The following is a 15,818-nucleotide window of genomic DNA, read 5'->3' as shown; positions in this document are numbered from 1 at the left end:
AGGTTCGGAACAGCCCGCTTCGCCGACCACCTTGGCCGGAACACCGGCAACCGTGGTTTTGGCGGGCACTTCCTTCAATACCACGGAACCGGCGGCGATACGCGAGCAATGGCCGATCTGAATGTTGCCAAGAATCTTGGCGCCGGCGCCGATCAATACGCCATGAGCGATCTTCGGATGGCGGTCGCTGCCTTCCTTGCCGGTGCCGCCAAGCGTGACGCCGTGCAGGATCGAGACGTTGTCGCCGATCACGGCCGTCTCGCCCACGACGAGACCGGTCGCGTGATCGAGGAATATGCCCTTGCCGATGCGCGCGGCCGGATTGATGTCGGTCTGGAAGACGCTGGAGGAACGGCTCTGCAGATAGAGCGCGAAATCGCGGCGGCCGCGATTATGGAGCCAGTGCGCGAGGCGATGCGTCTGCAGCGCATGGAAGCCCTTGAAATAGAGCACGGGCTCCAGAAAACGCAGGCAAGCGGGATCTCTATCGTAGACCGCCTGGATATCGACCCGGAGGATCGCCCCCCATTCCGGCCAGTCGGCAAGCATTTCCTCAAAAGTCTGCCTGAGAAGAATGGCCTGCATGTCGGGATGGTCCAGCCGCTCGCAGATGCGATAGATGACGCACTCCTCCAGCGAACGGTGGTTGATGATCGTCGAATAGAGGAAGGCGGCAAGCAGCGGATCCTGCTCGGCAGCCGCGCGGGCTTCCTCGCGCATGCTATCCCAAATGGGATCCATGATCTTAACCGCGCCCAAACCCTCTACGGGGCGAATGTCCGTTGCTGCGACCATTGGCGGTCTCCCGATTTTCTGTCAGCGTGCATTATATAGAATAAATGCCACACAAGACAAATGGGTTGGTCGCGCATGAATTTCGAGCATGATTTTGCAGGCGACCTCATTCGCGCTACGTGCGGCGATGCGATAGGCACGATCACCATCAGCAATCCCGAGAGAAAGAATGCCGTGACGGCCGCCATGTGGCGTGCCATTCCGCAGGCGGTGCGCCTTCTGACCGACGAAGCGCATGCGCATGTGATCGTGCTGCGCGGCACGGGCGCGGATTTTTCAGCCGGTGCCGATATCGGCGAATTCGACAGCTTGCGCAAAAATTCGGAGACGGCAGTTGCCTATGAAGCGCTGAACAGCCAGGCTTTTGCGGCCATCCGCCATTGCCGCGTGCCAACGATCGCGGCGATCCGCGGCGTCTGCTACGGCGGCGGCTTCGGGCTGGCGGCCGCCTGCGACCTGCGCATCGCCGAACAAGGCGCGCGCTTTTCCGTACCCGCCGTTCGCCTCGGTATCGCCTATCCGGCCGATGCCGTGCAGGACATCGTCAACGCACTTGGGCCGCAGATGGCTAAGGTCGCCCTGTTCACCGGCGCTCCCATGTCGAGCGGGAAGATGGCAGCCGCCGGCTTTCTGCTGGAGGAAATCGAGGCAGACGCCTTCGATGGGGAGGTATCCGCGCTCGCCCATGCAATCGCCGCCAATGCGCCGATCGCGCTGCACGCATCGAAAGTTGCGATCCGCGCCGTCATCGAGCGGGATGGCGATCTGTTGCGCGAGGCGGAAGTGATCGGCGCCGAAACCTTCGACAGCGCCGATTATGCCGAAGGCCGCGCCGCCTTCGCCGAGCGCCGAAAGCCGCATTTCACCGGCAAGTGACCTGCTGCATAACTCAAAATGCTTCAGCGACCTTTGCGCGTCATATACGACGCGCGGCGCTGTAGCGCTCGTCGAGGCGCTGATAGAATTCCAGAACCGCAGCCTTGAAGACCTTGTCGCCGACGGCGAGCATGTGATCGCGGTTCGGTATGTCGATGGCTTCGGCATTCGGCATCAGGGCTGCCAATTCCTGACCGGAACCGGCGATATCGTCCTTGGTGCCGACGGCGATCAGCGTCGGCGCTTCGATCCTCGCCACATCTTCCCGGGACGCCAGATCGCGCGAACCCTGGATGCAGGCAGCCAGCGCCTGCCGGTCGCTCTTCGTCTGTTCGGCAAAGGCGCGGAACATGCGCCCGCGCGCATGGGTGACGTCATCGAGAGATGAAGCAATCAGCGCATCGGCAATCGGATCCCAATCACCGACACCTTCGACCATTCCGATACCGAGTCCGCCCAGCACCAGCGAGCGGGCGCGATCTGGATGCGCAATCGCCATGAAGGTGCCAACGCGCGCGCCCATGGAATAACCCATCACATGAGCCTCGGGGATACCCAGGTGGTCGAGCAGCGCAACGGCATCCTCAGCCATGATCCAGGGATGGTAGACATCGGCATCGTAGAGCTTGTCGCTCATGCCGTGACCGCGATTGTCCATGGCGATCACGCGATAGCCAGCTTCGCCGAGTGTCTTCAGCCAGCCCGGATTGACCCAGTTTGCAACCGCCGTCGAGGCAAAGCCGTGGATCAGCAGCACCGGCGGGCCGCTCGGATCACCGTCATCGAAAAAGGCGAGCTTCAATCCGTTTCTGACAAAATGAGATATCGGGGGAGCATTCAAGTTCATGGTGTCGTCTTCGCAAACTAGGTCCTGTTGGCGCCGGACCATATTTTATCGGCGATATCAAATGAACCCTGCGCTTGCGAAAATCTCTGCATCAAGCCGGACTTTCGCACTACACAATCGGGAAGAAGAATTATAAAGAGGGGCTACCAAGTCTGGCGCAACATTCATGCCGCTCATGGCAAGACGCATTCGGAGATCATTATGGCCGGCCACAATATTCCCCATTTCCAGAACGACGGCGGACATCGCGTGATCGAAATCGGCGTGAAGGAATTTATGTGCACCGGCGCCTCGATTCCCTATGATCATCCGCACATCTTCATCGATCTCGGCGACGAGAGCGAGAAGGTATGCTCCTACTGCTCGACTCTGTACCGCTATAATCCGTCGCTGAAGGCGGACCAGACCAATCCGGCCGGCTGCGTCTTCCACTTCAAGGCAGCGTGATAGCCTAACCCTCGATCGGACAGAGAGACATGCCGATCAAAGCGGCCGCAATCATCGGCGCCGGGATAGCCGGATTGACGGCAGCCCTGGCGCTGGCGAGGCATGGCATCGCTTCCGACATTTTCGAGCAGGCTGACGTGCTGACAGAAGTCGGCGCCGGCCTGCAGATTTCACCGAACGCCTCCCGCATCCTCGATACGCTCGGCGTGCTCGACAAGCTCCGGGCCGTCTGGCTGGAGCCCGAAGAAGTCCGGCTGGTATCCGGCTCGTCGCTGCGGTCTGTCGCATCCGTTCCCTGCGGAAATTTTGCCAGAGAACGTTGGGGTGCGCCCTATGGCGCCGTACATCGCGCCACCCTGCAGAAAGCGCTTCTCGAAGCCGTAAACGCCAATGCGCTTTGCAGGCTTCATCTCGGCCGGCACATCGACATCAAAAACAGGCAAACGCTGGAAGAGATCGCCGGCAAGGAATTCGAGCTCGTCATCGGCGCCGACGGCGTCTGGTCGAAGGCGCACGCGATGGTGCCCGGTGCGCCCTCGCCGCTCTTCTCCGGCAATATTGCCTGGCGCTTCTCCATTCCGGAGAGTGCGGCCCCATCCCTGCTGGACAAGAAGAACGTCACGGCATTCCTCGGACCCTCCAGCCATCTCGTCTGCTATCCCATCCGGGAAAATGCCGCCTTCAATATCGTCGCCATCGTCTCCGGCAGCAGTACCAGCCGCAATTGGGGTGCGGCCGGCAGCAACGTGCAGCGCGAGCAGATGCTGCACGGCTTTTCCGGCTGGAACGGCAAGATCCTGCAGATGCTGGAAGCCCAGGAACAGGCGAGCTTCTGGCCGCTCTATCAGATGAAGGCCGGCCGGTGGCACAATGGCAGCGATACGATCCTGATCGGCGATGCGGCGCATGCGATGATGCCGTTTGCGGCACAGGGAGCAGCCATGGCGATCGAAGACGCCTTCGAACTTGCCGGCATGCTTTCGGCACACTCGGTCGCCGAAACATTCGAGCTCTACGAAAAGCGCCGTGCGCCGCGGATTGCGCGCCTCCGCCAGCGCGCCGCTTTCAATCAATTTGCCTATCACGCCCGCGGCCCGATCCGACTCGCGCGCGATCTGGTTCTCTCGCTTCGTCCGCCGCAAAGCCTCGCGGCGGACATGGACTGGATCTACGGCTATCGCGCCATCGGCTGATCAGATCTCGTTGGCCGCCGCAAAGCCCCTCTCGATATCCGTCTTGATATCGGCGACATCCTCCAGGCCGATCTGCAGGCGAATGACCGGTCCCTCCGTCGGCGCCTTGGTGACGCGGCGATCATTAAGGTTGACCTGCAGGGCAAGGCTTTCGAAACCGCCCCACGAATAGCCAAGACCGAAAATACGCAGGGCATCGAGGAAGGCATGCGCCTTTGCCTTGAATTTCTGCGGGTCGTCAACGGCGAGAACAAAGGAAAATATCCCGCTTGCGCCCTTGAAGTCGCGCTTCCAAAGATCGTGGCCCGGGAAGCTCGGCAGCGCCGGATGCAATACGCGGGCGACTTCCTCCCTCCCCTCGAGCCATTGGGCAATCGTCAGCGCACTCTCCTGGTGGCGCTCCAGGCGTATGCCCATGGTGCGCAAACCGCGCAGTACCTGATAGGCATCGTCCGGCGCGCCGCTGATGCCGAGCTGGCCATGAGCATCCAGCAGCTGCTTCCAATGCGCCTTATTGGCGGAAACGGTTCCCATCAGAATGTCCGAATGACCGGCCGGATATTTCGTCACGGCATGGATGGAGACATCGACACCGTGATCGAGCGGCTTGAAATAGAGCGGCGTCGCCCAGGTATTGTCCATGGTGACGACGCAGCCATGACGATGAGCTGCCGCCGAAATCGCCGGAATATCCTGGATTTCAAAAGTATTGGAACCCGGGGCCTCAGTATGGACCAGCCTGGTGTTGGCTCTGATCAACTGCTCTATGCCGGCACCGATCAAAGGATCGTAATATTCGACCTCGATGCCGAGGCGCTTCAGCATCGTGTCGCAGAAGAAGCGGGTTGGACCGTAGACCGAATCAACGATCAGGGCGTGATCGCCGGCGGAGAGATAGGCCAGAAACGGAATGGTGACGGCCGCTAGTCCGGACGGTACGATGACCGTTCCAGCCGACCCCTCCAGTGCGTCCATCGCCTCGCACAGCGCGTCCGTGGTGGGAGTCCCGCGCGTGCCGTAAGTGTATTTCTGATCGTGCGTCTCCATCACGCGGGCATTGGGAAAAAGCACCGTCGAGGCATGCACCACGGGTGGGTTGACGAAGCCGTGGAAATCAAAAGGCGAATTGCCGATGTGGGACAAACGCGTGTTGATGCCGGCGTTCTGCAGGAATGTGTCTTTGTCTTTCATGTCCGGATATGCCTTTGGCGCTATAGGAAGCTGGATTTGTGGCGGCCAAGTCCAATGGGGTCAACCCCGATCATTCCGACATCACATGTTATTAGAAGGCTAAAATAACGAAAATGGCGACAGAAACTCCATTTTCGCGCAGATATTTGGCAAATTGCCGCTTATTTTGACGCCAAAATGCCCGCTTTCCGGTCGTAACAGGCGAAAATGCCGAATAAATCCGCAATAATTTGAGCGCTCTCTTGACCGTTACACCATTTACGACTGTGATAGCGCCACTCGCACCGGGAAAGGGAAGAACGCGGCTCTACACGGACCTGCTTCGGAGGCGATACATTTAACTATAAAACAAATAGACAAAGGTTGGGAAAGATGAAAAAAATTGCTCTCTCCGCGCTTCTCGGAGCCGCAGCGTTGGCTTACACCGCATCCGGCGCTTCCGCCTCGACGCTGAGCGACGTAAAAGCCAAAGGCTTCGTCCAGTGCGGCGTGAATACGGGCCTCCTCGGCTTCGCACAGCCGGACGCCTCCGGCAACTGGGCCGGTTTCGACATCGACTTTTGCAAGGCCGTGGCTTCCGCCGTATTCGGCGATCCCACCAAGGTGAAATACACGCCTCTCAGCGCCAAGGACCGTTTCACCGCGCTGCAGTCCGGCGAAATCGACGTGCTTTCCCGCAACACGACCTGGACCATCAACCGCGATACGGCGCTCGGTCTCAAGTTCCGTCCCGTCACCTATTATGACGGCCAGGGTTTCATGGTCCGCAAGGAACTGAACGTGAAGTCGGCGCTTGAACTGTCGGGTGCGGCCGTCTGCGTGCAGTCCGGTACGACGACCGAACTCAACCTTGCCGATTATTTCAAGACCAACAACCTGCAGTACAATCCGGTGGTCTTCGACAAGCTCGAAGAAGTCAACACTGCCTATGATTCCGGCCGTTGCGACGTCTACACCACCGACCAGTCCGGCCTCTATTCGCTGCGCCTGACGCTGAAGAACCCGGACGACAACGTCGTTCTGCCCGAAATCATCTCGAAGGAGCCGCTCGGCCCGGCCGTTCGCCAGGGTGACGACCAGTGGTTCAACATCGTCAGCTGGACGGCCTACGCGCTGGTCAATGCCGAAGAATTCGGCATCACGCAGAAGAACGTCGACGAGATGAAGAACTCGGCAAACCCGGACATCAAGCGCTTCCTCGGCGTGGAACAAGGCTCCACCATCGGCACCGACCTCGGCCTGACCAATGACTGGGCCTACAACATCATCAAGGGCGTCGGCAATTACGGCGAAGTCTTCGACCGCAATATCGGCGCGGGCAGCCCGCTGAAGATCGCCCGCGGCCTCAACGCGCTGTGGAACAAGGGCGGCATTCAGTACGCACCCCCGGTTCGCTAAGCCGCAAACGGCCAATTTTCGAAGAAAGGCGGCGCTGCCGCCTTTCTCACCTCAAGAAAACAAGCCTGAAACAGGCACATTGGGGAAAAGTTCTATATGGCAACGACTGCAAACTCGCCTGAAGGCGAGCGATCATCTGTATCGGCACTATACAATCCCAAAGTAAGGGGTGTGTTCTATCAGGCCCTTACCCTCGTCATCCTGGCTGCCTTTTGCTGGTTCATCGTCACGAATACGATGGACAATCTGCGCGCCTTGAACAGGTCTTTCGGCTTCGACTTCCTCGGAGGCCGAGCCGGTTTCAACCTCGGACAGGCTCTCATCCCCTTTTCCAGCGACTCCACTAATATCACTGCATTGATCGTCGGCGTGCTCAACACGCTGCTGATATCGGTCGTGGGCATTTTCGCGGCGACGATCGTCGGCTTCATCGTCGGCATCGGCAGGCTTTCGCATAACTGGCTGATTGCAAAGCTTTCCCAGGCCTATGTCGAAATCTTCCGCAATATCCCGCCCCTGCTCGTCATCTTCTTCTGGTACAGCGGCGTTCTGGTGTTGCTGCCGCAGGCACGCGATGCGGTGCACCTGCCATTTTCCAGCTATCTCAGCAACCGCGGACTTGCCTTCCCGAGCCCGATCTTCGGCGCCGGAATGTGGGCGGTCGGCGTCGCCCTCCTCGCCGCCATAGCTGCCGTATTCTTCGTGGCTCGCTGGGCGCATCGGCGTCAGGCGGCGACAGGCCAGCAGTTCCATACGATCTGGGTGTCGATCGGCATATTGATCGGCCTGCCGCTGCTGGTCTTCCTGGTAACGGGCATGCCGCTCTCCTTCGATTATCCCATTGCCGGCAAATTCAACCTGACCGGCGGGACGGTCGTGGGACCGGAATTCCTTGCGCTTCTTCTCGCCCTTTCCCTCTATACGGCATCCTATATTGCCGAGATCGTCCGCGCCGGCATTCGCGGCGTGCCGAAGGGGCAGTCGGAAGCGGCGGGCGCGCTGGGTCTTCGGTCGTCGGCCATCAGCCGGCTTGTCATCATTCCACAGGCAATGCGCATCATCATTCCGCCGCTGACGAGCCAATATCTCAATCTGATCAAGAACTCCTCGCTCGCCATCGCCATCGGCTATGCCGATCTCGTCGCCGTCGGCGGCGTGATCCTCAACCAATCCGGCCGAGCGGTCGAAGTCGTCATCATATGGATGATCATCTATCTCGCCCTGAGCATCGTAACGTCGCTGTTCATGAACTGGTTCAACGCCAAGATGGCTCTGGTGGAGAGATAAGATGTCGAGCGTAGATCAAAGCTTCGTCAGCAAGACGCTTCTTGTGGCGCAACCGGCACCGGCCGGTGAAAGAGGCGCATGGCATTGGTTGAAAAAGAACCTCTTTGCCACGCCGAAGGACATCGTCCTGACCCTCGTCGCAGTCACTTTCCTGGTTTGGGCGATCCCGCATCTCGTCAACTGGCTGTTCATCGAGGCAGTCTGGAACGGAACCGACCGCACATTCTGCGCGACCAAGGTTCAGGGCGGAACGCAGCCGGATGGCTGGAACGCCGCCTGCTGGGCCTTTGTCCGCGCGAAATTCGTCGTCTTCATGTTCGGCCTCTATCCGCCGGACGAGCGCTGGCGGCCGATACTCGTGGCAATCCTGATGATCATCGGCTTCGCGCCGCTGCTGATACCGTCAGTCCCGCGCAAAGGCTTGAATGCGATCCTCGCATTCTTCGTGCTGCCGGTTATTTCGTTCTTCCTGCTCCATGGCGGCTTCGGCCTCCAGATCGTGGAAACGGAAAGATGGGGCGGCTTGCTGGTGACGCTGGTCATTGCCTTCGTCGCGATCGCCGTCTCGTTCCCGTTCGGCATCCTGCTCGCGCTGGGACGCCGCTCGAAAATGCCCGTCGTGCGCATGCTATGCGTGATCTTCATCGAAGTGATCCGCGGCGTTCCGCTGATCACCGTGCTGTTCATGGCGAGCTACATGCTGCCGCTGTTCATGCCGCAGGGCTGGACTGTCGATAAGCTGCTGCGCGCCGTCGTCGGTCTCTCGATCTTCACCTCGGCCTATATGGCAGAAGTCATCCGCGGCGGCCTGCAGGCGATACCGAAGGGCCAGTTCGAGGGCGCCGACTCGCTCGGCCTCGGCTACTGGCAGAAGATGCGGCTGATCGTCTTGCCGCAGGCGATCAAGCTGGTCATTCCCGGTATCGTCAACACCTATATCGGCATGTTCAAGGACACGTCGCTCGTTGCGATCATCGGCATGTTCGACCTGCTCGGCATCGTCCGCCAGAACTTTTCGGATGCGACCTGGGCAAGCGCGGTGACGCCGGTGACGGGTCTCGTATTCGCTGGTTTCGTTTTTTGGCTGTTCTGCTTCGGCATGTCGCGCTATTCAAGTTTCGTGGAGCGCCATCTCGACACCGGCCACAAGCGATAAAATTGAGGGAAAGACAAAATGGCTGAAGCCCAATCGAAGAAAATGACCGTTTCCGAGACCGAGGTCGCGGTCGACATGATCAACATGAACAAGTGGTATGGCGATTTCCATGTGCTGCGCGATATCAATCTGAGGGTCATGCGCGGCGAGCGCATCGTCATTGCCGGACCTTCCGGCTCCGGCAAGTCGACGATGATCCGCTGCATCAACCGCCTGGAAGAGCACCAGAAGGGCCAGATCATCGTTGACGGCGTCGAGCTCACCAACGATCTGAAGAAGATCGACGAAGTGCGCCGCGAGGTCGGCATGGTGTTCCAGCACTTCAACCTCTTCCCGCACCTGACCATTCTGGAAAACTGCACGCTGGCGCCGATCTGGGTGCGCAAGATGCCGAAGAAGCAGGCGGAAGAGATCGCCATGCACTTCCTCAAGCGCGTCAAGATTCCCGAGCAGGCCAAGAAATATCCCGGCCAGCTTTCCGGCGGGCAGCAGCAGCGTGTGGCGATCGCCCGCTCGCTCTGCATGAACCCGAAGATCATGCTGTTCGACGAGCCGACCTCGGCGCTCGACCCGGAAATGATCAAGGAAGTGCTCGACACGATGGTCGGCCTTGCCGAGGAAGGCATGACCATGCTGTGCGTCACCCACGAAATGGGCTTTGCCCGCCAGGTCGCCAACCGCGTCATCTTCATGGACCAGGGCCAGATCGTCGAACAGAATTCACCGAAGGAATTCTTCGAGAATCCGCAGCATGAGCGCACCAAGCTGTTCCTGAGCCAGATCCTGCACTGATCCGGTAGAAATATGTTAATACAAGGAACCCGCCGCTGCATCGCACCGGCGGGTTTTTCATTGACATCCTTCATTGACGGGACGAGGCGATGACGGGCGGTCAGCGCAAAGGCAAAGCGTAGGTCTGCTTGACGATCTGGCTCGGCACGTCGGTCTTGACGTTCTGGATGCCATTGACCTTTGTCAGATGCGTCGACTGGAACTGCCTATAGTCGTCGAGATCGGATACGGCGACCCTCAGCAGCGCATCGCTCTCGCCGAGCATGATGTAGCACTCCATCACCTGAGGCAGCATCTTCATGGCGGCTATGAAACGGTCGATCGTCTCCGCATCCTGCGCCGTCAGCCAGACGCGGGCAAACAGCGAGAGCGGCAGGCCAGCCTTGACCGGGTTCAGCACCGCCACGTAACGGTCGATAATGCGGGCATCCTCGAGAAGCTTGACGCGCCGCAGGCAGGGCGACGGCGAAAGCCCGACCTCCTTGGCCAGCTCCACATTTTGAATCCGCCCGTCGCGCTGCAGCGCACGCAGGATTCGCTTGTCGATCTCATCCAGCCGCATTGGCATTCCCTACCGATAAATTGGCTTTTGTGATTTCTACTGCCGATAATCTCGCAGAAATTGGCATCTTCGCAAGCCGGTTGCGTGGATGAGCTGCTAGGCTCCCATCCATGGAAAACGCCAATCTGCTTCTCTTCGCGGCCACCGTGCTGCCGCTCATCTGCACACCGGGGCCGGATATGCTCTTCGTGGCGTCGCAGGCGGTATCCGGAGGCTTTGTCGCCGGACTGCGCTCGACCGCGGGTATCTGCGCCGGCTATCTCGTGCATTCGACGTTGGCAGCGCTCGGCATAGCCGCCATCATCGTGGCCTCGCCTCTTTTGTTCGCGACGCTGCGGTGGCTGGGCATCGCCTATCTAAGCTGCCTCGCCTTCCGGCTTCTCGCATCCTCCATGAAAGACCGCAGCGTTCGGTCGACGTCTTCAAGAGCCACCGCCAACCGGTTTCGCCGCGGATTCCTGACGGCGGTCCTCAATCCCAAGGGCATGATGATCTATTTCGCCATCCTGCCGCAGTTCATGAGCCATGATGGAAGCATCTTGCCGCAGGCCTGCCTTCTCTCTACGGTCTTCATCGGCCCGTGCGGCATCGTCTATGCCCTGCTCAGCCTTGCCATTGCGGCCCTAGGCTCTCGCGGAAGTTTCAACGATCGCCGCCGCCGATGGATCGAGGGCATCGCAGGCGGCTTGCTGCTCGTCGCGGCCGGGCGACTCGCAACATGAACAAGCCCCATAGCGCTTCGCGCAGAACGCGATATACTCTTGAGCACCGCGAACAGTGCGGGATTCACGAGACGTCGGGGGAAGCGGGCCGTGAAAAAAAGCGACAGAATCATCGGTGGGCTTGCGCTTCTGAGCGCGGCCATCATCGTCATCAAACTTGCCGGAGTGATGTACGGCTACGACCTGATCCAGATGGCGGTCGATGCCACGAGACCAAGGGATACCGGCGGCTGGCCTGGTGTAACCAATTAGAAGGAAGCGGCTTCGCATAGCCGATCAACCTCATTTCGGCTCAGAAGTGTTACCTATGTCTCAGGTACGTTCTGTTACTCATGTCTCCGGGCTGGACAATTAAAAAAATGGCGACCCCTGCAGGATTCGAACCTGCGACCACATGCTTAGAAGGCAAGTGCTCTATCCAGCTGAGCTAAGGGGCCGTAGGGCCTAGCCGCGCCTTTGGGCGCGGCGGGCAACACATGCCTGAAACCGCCGTGAAACTCAATGGGCGGCGTTCAATAAGTACCGGGCTTCAGTGAGTCCAGGGCTGGATGCGGTTGAAGCGGAAATTGTCGGAATAGGAGACAGTCTGCCGGATCGGATCCTTCGGCGCAATGACGCGGTATTCGATGCCATTGCGCTTGGCGTAATCTTCGGCCTGTTCCTGCGTATCGAATGTCAGCTTGAGCTGCTGGCGCATATCGCCCGACGACGTATAGCCCATGATCGGATCGATCTTGCGCGGCGTTTCCTGGTCGAATTCCAGAACCCAGATATTGGTCTTGGCCTTGCCGGATTGCATGGCGGTCTTTGCGGGACGATAAATCTTGGCAGGCATTGCTGCAGCGCCTCCGAATCAAGCGGGAACGATCCGCTTTCTTGCTTTGATGCGGCCCGGAAGGCCGCGCGAACACGACTTTTGCTTAGCCGTGAATCCCTTTGTTTTCAAGCGAAAAGGCAGCCGGGAAAAGTGTGAATTCAGCGATATTGATGAGGGGGCTTAAATGGTCGGAGTGGAGAGATTCGAACTCCCGACCCTCTGGTCCCAAACCAGATGCGCTACCAGACTGCGCTACACTCCGTACCGTCGGCACGACCATCAAACGAGCCATGCCTTGATTTCGTGCCGCCGGATGCCTGTCCTGCGGAACGAGTGGGGAGATACACGGTTCATCTGCCCGCTGCAACAGGTAAAATCTCGCCAAGCGGATCTTCCCCGATGAAAATCTATTTGCCGAGCTTTGCTGAAATGGTGGCGCTCGTCACTCTATCGCCAACAGCAAGACCCAGTTTCTTGACCACTCCGGCGTTCAGCTCGATGACATAGGCGACCGGACCGCCGGAATTGATGATCGCTTCGGAATAAGGCACGGCGTTTTCCTGGATATGGGTGACGACACCTTTCTGATCCAGAAAAAGCATATCGAGCGGCAGCATGGTGTTCTTCATCCACATCATGACAGGCCGCGACGTGCCGAAATCGAACAGCATGCCATGATCGGCCGGCATCTTGTCACGATACATCAGACCCAGCTCAAGCTGCGGCGGCGTCAGCGCCAGCTCCACCGTGAATTCATGAACCTGCCCCTTGGATGACGCGATCGAAAGCGGCTCCGAATCGAAGGCCATCGACTGCTGCCCTGCGGCCTGCGCCGCAAAGGACGACGGAACGGCGGTTCCAACAATAAAAAGCGCCAAAACGGCGCTTTTCACAAATCCGAGAAACCTGTCTCTTTTCATATCAGTGGGGCCGTGTGACCGGGCTCGGCGCATCCGGATGGATTTCCGCCGCCATCAGGCCTTTTTCGCCCGGTCCGAAGCGGACGAGCACCACCTGACCCGGCCGCAGCTCGGCCAGGCCGAAGCGGCGCAGCGTTTCCATGTGCACGAAAATATCTTCGGTGCCCTCGCCGCGTGTCAGGAAACCGAAGCCCTTGGTGCGGTTGAACCACTTCACCAACGCGCGCTCCAGGCCGCTTGTCGCCGTCACCTGCACATGCGTACGCACCGGCGGCATTTGCGAGGGATGCACGGCCGTCGACTGATCCATGGAGAGTATTTTGAAGGCCTGATAACCACGCTCTCTGCGCTGGATCAGCGCGACGATGCGGGTGCCTTCGAGAATCGTCTGATAACCGTCGCGACGCAGACACGTCACATGCAGCAAGACATCCTGCATACCATTGTCAGGCACGATGAAACCGAACCCCTTGGCGACATCGAACCATTTGACAACGCCTGAGATTTCGATGAGCTCGACGGTATCGCCCGACATCTCCTCGAAGTCGACAACTCCCTTCGATGAAATTCTGTCACCCATCCTAGCCAGCCCTCGATTACGCGTCACACTGTTACGGTTAACTGATTCCCTGATATCAAGATTAACATCTTGGTAACCGAAAAGCGCAAGTCCTAGTTTTCGTTTATTCCCACCCTAAGATATCGCTCCAAGACTTGCGCGAAGCTGGTGCTTCGGTCGAATATCCGCCCAGCTCAACATTAAGAGAGGAAATAGAATGCGTTATCTCCACACAATGGTTCGCGTCACCGATCTCGACGCTTCGTTGCATTTTTATAGCACCTTGTTCGGCCTTACAGAAACCCGCCGCTACGAAAACGAGAAGGGTCGTTATACGCTCGTTTTCCTTGCGGCCGGCGAGGATGCGGAATCGTCCCGCAGCAATGGTGCCCCCAGCCTGGAACTGACCTACAACTGGGATCCCGAAGAATATAGCGGAGGACGCAATTTCGGCCACCTTGCCTATGAGGTCGACGATATCTATGCGACCTGCCAGAAGCTGATGGACAACGGCATCACGATCAACCGCCCGCCGCGTGACGGCCACATGGCTTTCGTGCGCTCTCCCGACGGCATTTCCATCGAGATCCTGCAGAAGGGCGCCAATCTTCCGTCCGCCGAGCCCTGGGCTTCCATGGCCAACACGGGCACTTGGTAGGAGCCTAGCTTTCGCGAGGCTTGCGGCACGCGCGGAGCCATCCGTTTCGCGCTTGCCGCCCATGCCCTTCCTCCGGCATGCTTGGACGACTCGAAGCATCATGCATCGGATATCGCGCGGTCATCGTTCCCAGTCAGCGCGTGCGATATCGCCGTCCCTCGCAAGAGGCCGTTCCGATGCAAACCTTTTTGCAGGGAACGTCCCATGTGCGATCAACGGATTTTATACGGCAAGACGAAGCTCGCAAGCACAATTGCCGTCTTTGCCTCATTTGTGATGATCGCGGGCTGCGCGACCACGGCTAAAAAGCCGGCGGAAACATCGGAAATCACGCCTGCTGCGCAACCTACGGCGGCCGAGCAGCTCGCTGCCGACATGAACAGCAAGGCCGACGCCCGCCGGCGCAAGGCCGATGGCACTACCTACCGCGATCCGCTTGTGCACAGCGTCAACGGCACGCGCCAGCAGGTCGTCGCCCAGCAGAATCAGGCTTTCTATCAGGCTCCCGCGGCCGCAGCTCCTGCCGATGGACAGACCGGCATTGCCGGTCTCGCCACGCAACCGACCGCCGTCAACGCGAACAGAAGCAGCATCTTTTCAGCGCCGCCGCCCATTGCCGTCAATCCAGACGGAACGCTCGCCAAGGACCAGCCCGACGGCAGCCCGGCAATTACGCCGATGATGCGCAGCGTCTATAGCACGCCGTCCGGCGCGATGCAGACCACGGCACCGCAAGCGATGAACGCAACCAGTGCGCCGAACGGCCTGACTTCGGCCGATGTGCTTCCCCCGCCCGTTATCCGCAACGCGACCGCCCCCGCGGCGAACTCGCCGCAGCCGATCGCGCAGGTGACGTCCTCCGGCGTCATGGCGGCACCGAACCCGAACGTGCGGGAGCTGAACGGCAAGCAAGCCGCGGCCCTAGCACAGTTCATCGCCTCGAAAAACCAGCCTCAGAACGGCAAGCTGATGGTGCAGCCGGTACAAGGGGCAAGCGGCCAGTAAAGAGTCCGCCTTTCCGGGGAATATTCGCTATTGCCGGCAACATCCTGTTAAGGCTCGCTTATTCAGTGTCGGCGGCAGTTTCACCCATCTGTCATTTTTTCCACAAAAAAGCAAAATTGCCGCTTGCGAGAATGAAATCACCCCGCTATAAGCGCGCCACACAACAGCTGAACGCGCCCTTCGTCTATCGGTTAGGACGACAGATTTTCATTCTGTAAAGAGGGGTTCGACTCCCCTAGGGCGTGCCACTGTTGTTCTTCCCCATAGTCAATTCATTTAAGCTACCGCTTGCGGACGTTATAGGCTATTCCTATTTACACGCGGCAATGCATGCGCCCTTCGTCTATCGGTTAGGACGACAGATTCTCATTCTGTAAAGAGGGGTTCGACTCCCCTAGGGCGTGCCAACCATATGGCTCGGCGTTTTCCACAAGCACCTCGAAAAATCTTCTCCTAGTCATGGATTTTTCTCGTTTTTCCGCTTGCGGGAATGAAAGGTGCTGACTATAAGGGCGCCACAGCACGCGCCCTTCGTCTATCGGTTAGGACGACAGATTTTCATTCTGTAAAGAGGGGTTCGACTCCCCTAGGGC

Annotated in this window: 18 protein-coding genes and 4 tRNA genes; 13 read left to right on the top strand and 9 right to left on the bottom strand. The window is 59.0% G+C overall.

The window, feature by feature from the left end:
- The coding region (gene cysE, locus Q4Q11_RS26235) for a serine O-acetyltransferase (protein WP_498571304.1) at positions 1-795 on the bottom strand (795 nt) is incomplete at its 3' end.
- Between the two features lie 75 nt (positions 796-870).
- On the opposite strand from cysE, the gene Q4Q11_RS26230 reads away from it, so the two are divergent.
- Positions 871-1,671 carry an enoyl-CoA hydratase-related protein gene (locus Q4Q11_RS26230; protein ID WP_498571303.1) on the top strand — a complete coding sequence of 267 codons (801 nt, stop codon included), beginning with the start codon at positions 871-873 and terminating at the stop codon, positions 1,669-1,671.
- A 40-nt stretch (positions 1,672-1,711) separates the two neighbouring features.
- Here the strand turns inward: Q4Q11_RS26230 and Q4Q11_RS26225 are convergent, their stop codons facing one another.
- Positions 1,712-2,518 carry an alpha/beta fold hydrolase gene (locus tag Q4Q11_RS26225; protein ID WP_498571302.1) on the bottom strand — a complete coding sequence of 269 codons (807 nt, stop codon included), beginning with the start codon at positions 2,516-2,518 and terminating at the stop codon, positions 1,712-1,714.
- Between the two features lie 201 nt (positions 2,519-2,719).
- Between Q4Q11_RS26225 and Q4Q11_RS26220 the strand changes: the two genes are divergently transcribed.
- Positions 2,720-2,965: a zinc-finger domain-containing protein gene (locus Q4Q11_RS26220; RefSeq protein WP_075852492.1), complete on the top strand. Its 246-nt coding sequence runs from the start codon at positions 2,720-2,722 to the stop codon at positions 2,963-2,965.
- A 29-nt stretch (positions 2,966-2,994) separates the two neighbouring features.
- A complete protein-coding gene (locus tag Q4Q11_RS26215) occupies positions 2,995-4,158 on the top strand; it encodes an FAD-dependent monooxygenase (RefSeq protein WP_498571301.1) in 1,164 nt (387 codons plus the stop codon).
- On the opposite strand, the gene Q4Q11_RS26210 is transcribed toward Q4Q11_RS26215, so the two are convergent.
- Complete coding sequence (locus Q4Q11_RS26210) at positions 4,159-5,349, bottom strand: cystathionine beta-lyase (RefSeq protein WP_498571300.1); 1,191 nt, start codon at positions 5,347-5,349, stop codon at positions 4,159-4,161.
- 372 nt (positions 5,350-5,721) lie between these two features.
- Between Q4Q11_RS26210 and Q4Q11_RS26205 the strand changes: the two genes are divergently transcribed.
- From Q4Q11_RS26205 to Q4Q11_RS26190, 4 genes are all read left to right on the top strand, one after another.
- Positions 5,722-6,747 (top strand): amino acid ABC transporter substrate-binding protein, encoded by a 1,026-nt coding sequence (locus Q4Q11_RS26205; protein WP_112507305.1) that lies wholly within the window; start codon positions 5,722-5,724, stop codon positions 6,745-6,747.
- A gap of 96 nt (positions 6,748-6,843) precedes the next feature.
- Positions 6,844-8,034 (top strand): amino acid ABC transporter permease, encoded by a 1,191-nt coding sequence (locus Q4Q11_RS26200; protein ID WP_112507307.1) that lies wholly within the window; start codon positions 6,844-6,846, stop codon positions 8,032-8,034.
- Between the two features lies 1 nt (position 8,035).
- Positions 8,036-9,190, top strand: a complete 1,155-nt coding sequence (locus Q4Q11_RS26195) for an amino acid ABC transporter permease (RefSeq protein ID WP_112507309.1) — start codon at positions 8,036-8,038, stop codon at positions 9,188-9,190.
- A gap of 18 nt (positions 9,191-9,208) precedes the next feature.
- On the top strand, positions 9,209-9,982 hold the full coding sequence (locus Q4Q11_RS26190; RefSeq protein ID WP_112507311.1) for an amino acid ABC transporter ATP-binding protein: 774 nt from the start codon (positions 9,209-9,211) through the stop codon (positions 9,980-9,982).
- Positions 9,983-10,082: 100 nt separating this feature from the next.
- Here the strand turns inward: Q4Q11_RS26190 and Q4Q11_RS26185 are convergent, their stop codons facing one another.
- Positions 10,083-10,544, bottom strand: a complete 462-nt coding sequence (locus Q4Q11_RS26185; protein ID WP_112507313.1) for an Lrp/AsnC family transcriptional regulator — start codon at positions 10,542-10,544, stop codon at positions 10,083-10,085.
- 110 nt (positions 10,545-10,654) lie between these two features.
- On the opposite strand from Q4Q11_RS26185, the gene Q4Q11_RS26180 reads away from it, so the two are divergent.
- Together Q4Q11_RS26180 and Q4Q11_RS26175 are read left to right on the top strand one after the other, a co-directional pair.
- Positions 10,655-11,266, top strand: coding sequence for a LysE family translocator (locus Q4Q11_RS26180; protein ID WP_498571299.1), 612 nt, complete (start codon positions 10,655-10,657; stop codon positions 11,264-11,266).
- Between the two features lie 90 nt (positions 11,267-11,356).
- Positions 11,357-11,518, top strand: coding sequence for a hypothetical protein (locus Q4Q11_RS26175; protein ID WP_498571298.1), 162 nt, complete (start codon positions 11,357-11,359; stop codon positions 11,516-11,518).
- Positions 11,519-11,626: 108 nt separating this feature from the next.
- Here Q4Q11_RS26175 and Q4Q11_RS26170 read toward each other — a convergent pair.
- From Q4Q11_RS26170 to Q4Q11_RS26150, 5 genes are all read right to left on the bottom strand, one after another.
- A tRNA-Arg gene (locus Q4Q11_RS26170) sits at positions 11,627-11,703 on the bottom strand.
- 92 nt (positions 11,704-11,795) lie between these two features.
- Positions 11,796-12,101, bottom strand: coding sequence for an ETC complex I subunit (locus Q4Q11_RS26165; RefSeq protein WP_112507317.1), 306 nt, complete (start codon positions 12,099-12,101; stop codon positions 11,796-11,798).
- 167 nt (positions 12,102-12,268) lie between these two features.
- Positions 12,269-12,345, bottom strand: a tRNA-Pro gene (locus tag Q4Q11_RS26160).
- Positions 12,346-12,490: 145 nt separating this feature from the next.
- Positions 12,491-13,003: a DUF192 domain-containing protein gene (locus Q4Q11_RS26155; RefSeq protein WP_112507319.1), complete on the bottom strand. Its 513-nt coding sequence runs from the start codon at positions 13,001-13,003 to the stop codon at positions 12,491-12,493.
- A gap of 1 nt (position 13,004) precedes the next feature.
- Positions 13,005-13,583, bottom strand: coding sequence for a cold-shock protein (locus tag Q4Q11_RS26150; protein ID WP_015339721.1), 579 nt, complete (start codon positions 13,581-13,583; stop codon positions 13,005-13,007).
- 196 nt (positions 13,584-13,779) lie between these two features.
- On the opposite strand from Q4Q11_RS26150, the gene Q4Q11_RS26145 reads away from it, so the two are divergent.
- From Q4Q11_RS26145 to Q4Q11_RS26130, 4 genes are all read left to right on the top strand, one after another.
- The gene (locus Q4Q11_RS26145) at positions 13,780-14,220 is read left to right on the top strand and encodes a VOC family protein (protein ID WP_112507321.1); all 441 of its coding nucleotides are present in this window, start codon (positions 13,780-13,782) and stop codon (positions 14,218-14,220) included.
- 204 nt (positions 14,221-14,424) lie between these two features.
- On the top strand, positions 14,425-15,225 hold the full coding sequence (locus tag Q4Q11_RS26140) for a hypothetical protein (protein WP_112507323.1): 801 nt from the start codon (positions 14,425-14,427) through the stop codon (positions 15,223-15,225).
- A gap of 173 nt (positions 15,226-15,398) precedes the next feature.
- A tRNA-Glu gene (locus Q4Q11_RS26135) sits at positions 15,399-15,473 on the top strand.
- Positions 15,474-15,557: 84 nt separating this feature from the next.
- Positions 15,558-15,632: transfer RNA gene (locus Q4Q11_RS26130), tRNA-Glu, on the top strand.
- The last annotated feature ends 186 nt before the right edge of the window (positions 15,633-15,818 follow it).

The sequence above is a fragment of the Rhizobium sp. UFLA01-1127 genome, from assembly GCF_059803845.1.
Note: the sequence above shows the minus strand (reverse complement) of the source record. Positions and strands in the feature narration are given on the sequence as shown.

Coding starts and splice junctions, on each gene's coding strand:
- Q4Q11_RS26230 (WP_498571303.1), top strand. CDS start 871: ATGAATTTCGAGCATGATTTTGCAGGCGACCTCATTCGCGCTACGTGC.
- Q4Q11_RS26225 (WP_498571302.1), bottom strand. CDS start 2,518: ATGAACTTGAATGCTCCCCCGATATCTCATTTTGTCAGAAACGGATTG.
- Q4Q11_RS26220 (WP_075852492.1), top strand. CDS start 2,720: ATGGCCGGCCACAATATTCCCCATTTCCAGAACGACGGCGGACATCGC.
- Q4Q11_RS26215 (WP_498571301.1), top strand. CDS start 2,995: ATGCCGATCAAAGCGGCCGCAATCATCGGCGCCGGGATAGCCGGATTG.
- Q4Q11_RS26210 (WP_498571300.1), bottom strand. CDS start 5,349: ATGAAAGACAAAGACACATTCCTGCAGAACGCCGGCATCAACACGCGT.
- Q4Q11_RS26205 (WP_112507305.1), top strand. CDS start 5,722: ATGAAAAAAATTGCTCTCTCCGCGCTTCTCGGAGCCGCAGCGTTGGCT.
- Q4Q11_RS26200 (WP_112507307.1), top strand. CDS start 6,844: ATGGCAACGACTGCAAACTCGCCTGAAGGCGAGCGATCATCTGTATCG.
- Q4Q11_RS26195 (WP_112507309.1), top strand. CDS start 8,036: ATGTCGAGCGTAGATCAAAGCTTCGTCAGCAAGACGCTTCTTGTGGCG.
- Q4Q11_RS26190 (WP_112507311.1), top strand. CDS start 9,209: ATGGCTGAAGCCCAATCGAAGAAAATGACCGTTTCCGAGACCGAGGTC.
- Q4Q11_RS26185 (WP_112507313.1), bottom strand. CDS start 10,544: ATGCGGCTGGATGAGATCGACAAGCGAATCCTGCGTGCGCTGCAGCGC.
- Q4Q11_RS26180 (WP_498571299.1), top strand. CDS start 10,655: ATGGAAAACGCCAATCTGCTTCTCTTCGCGGCCACCGTGCTGCCGCTC.
- Q4Q11_RS26165 (WP_112507317.1), bottom strand. CDS start 12,101: ATGCCTGCCAAGATTTATCGTCCCGCAAAGACCGCCATGCAATCCGGC.
- Q4Q11_RS26155 (WP_112507319.1), bottom strand. CDS start 13,003: ATGAAAAGAGACAGGTTTCTCGGATTTGTGAAAAGCGCCGTTTTGGCG.
- Q4Q11_RS26150 (WP_015339721.1), bottom strand. CDS start 13,583: ATGGGTGACAGAATTTCATCGAAGGGAGTTGTCGACTTCGAGGAGATG.
- Q4Q11_RS26145 (WP_112507321.1), top strand. CDS start 13,780: ATGCGTTATCTCCACACAATGGTTCGCGTCACCGATCTCGACGCTTCG.
- Q4Q11_RS26140 (WP_112507323.1), top strand. CDS start 14,425: ATGTGCGATCAACGGATTTTATACGGCAAGACGAAGCTCGCAAGCACA.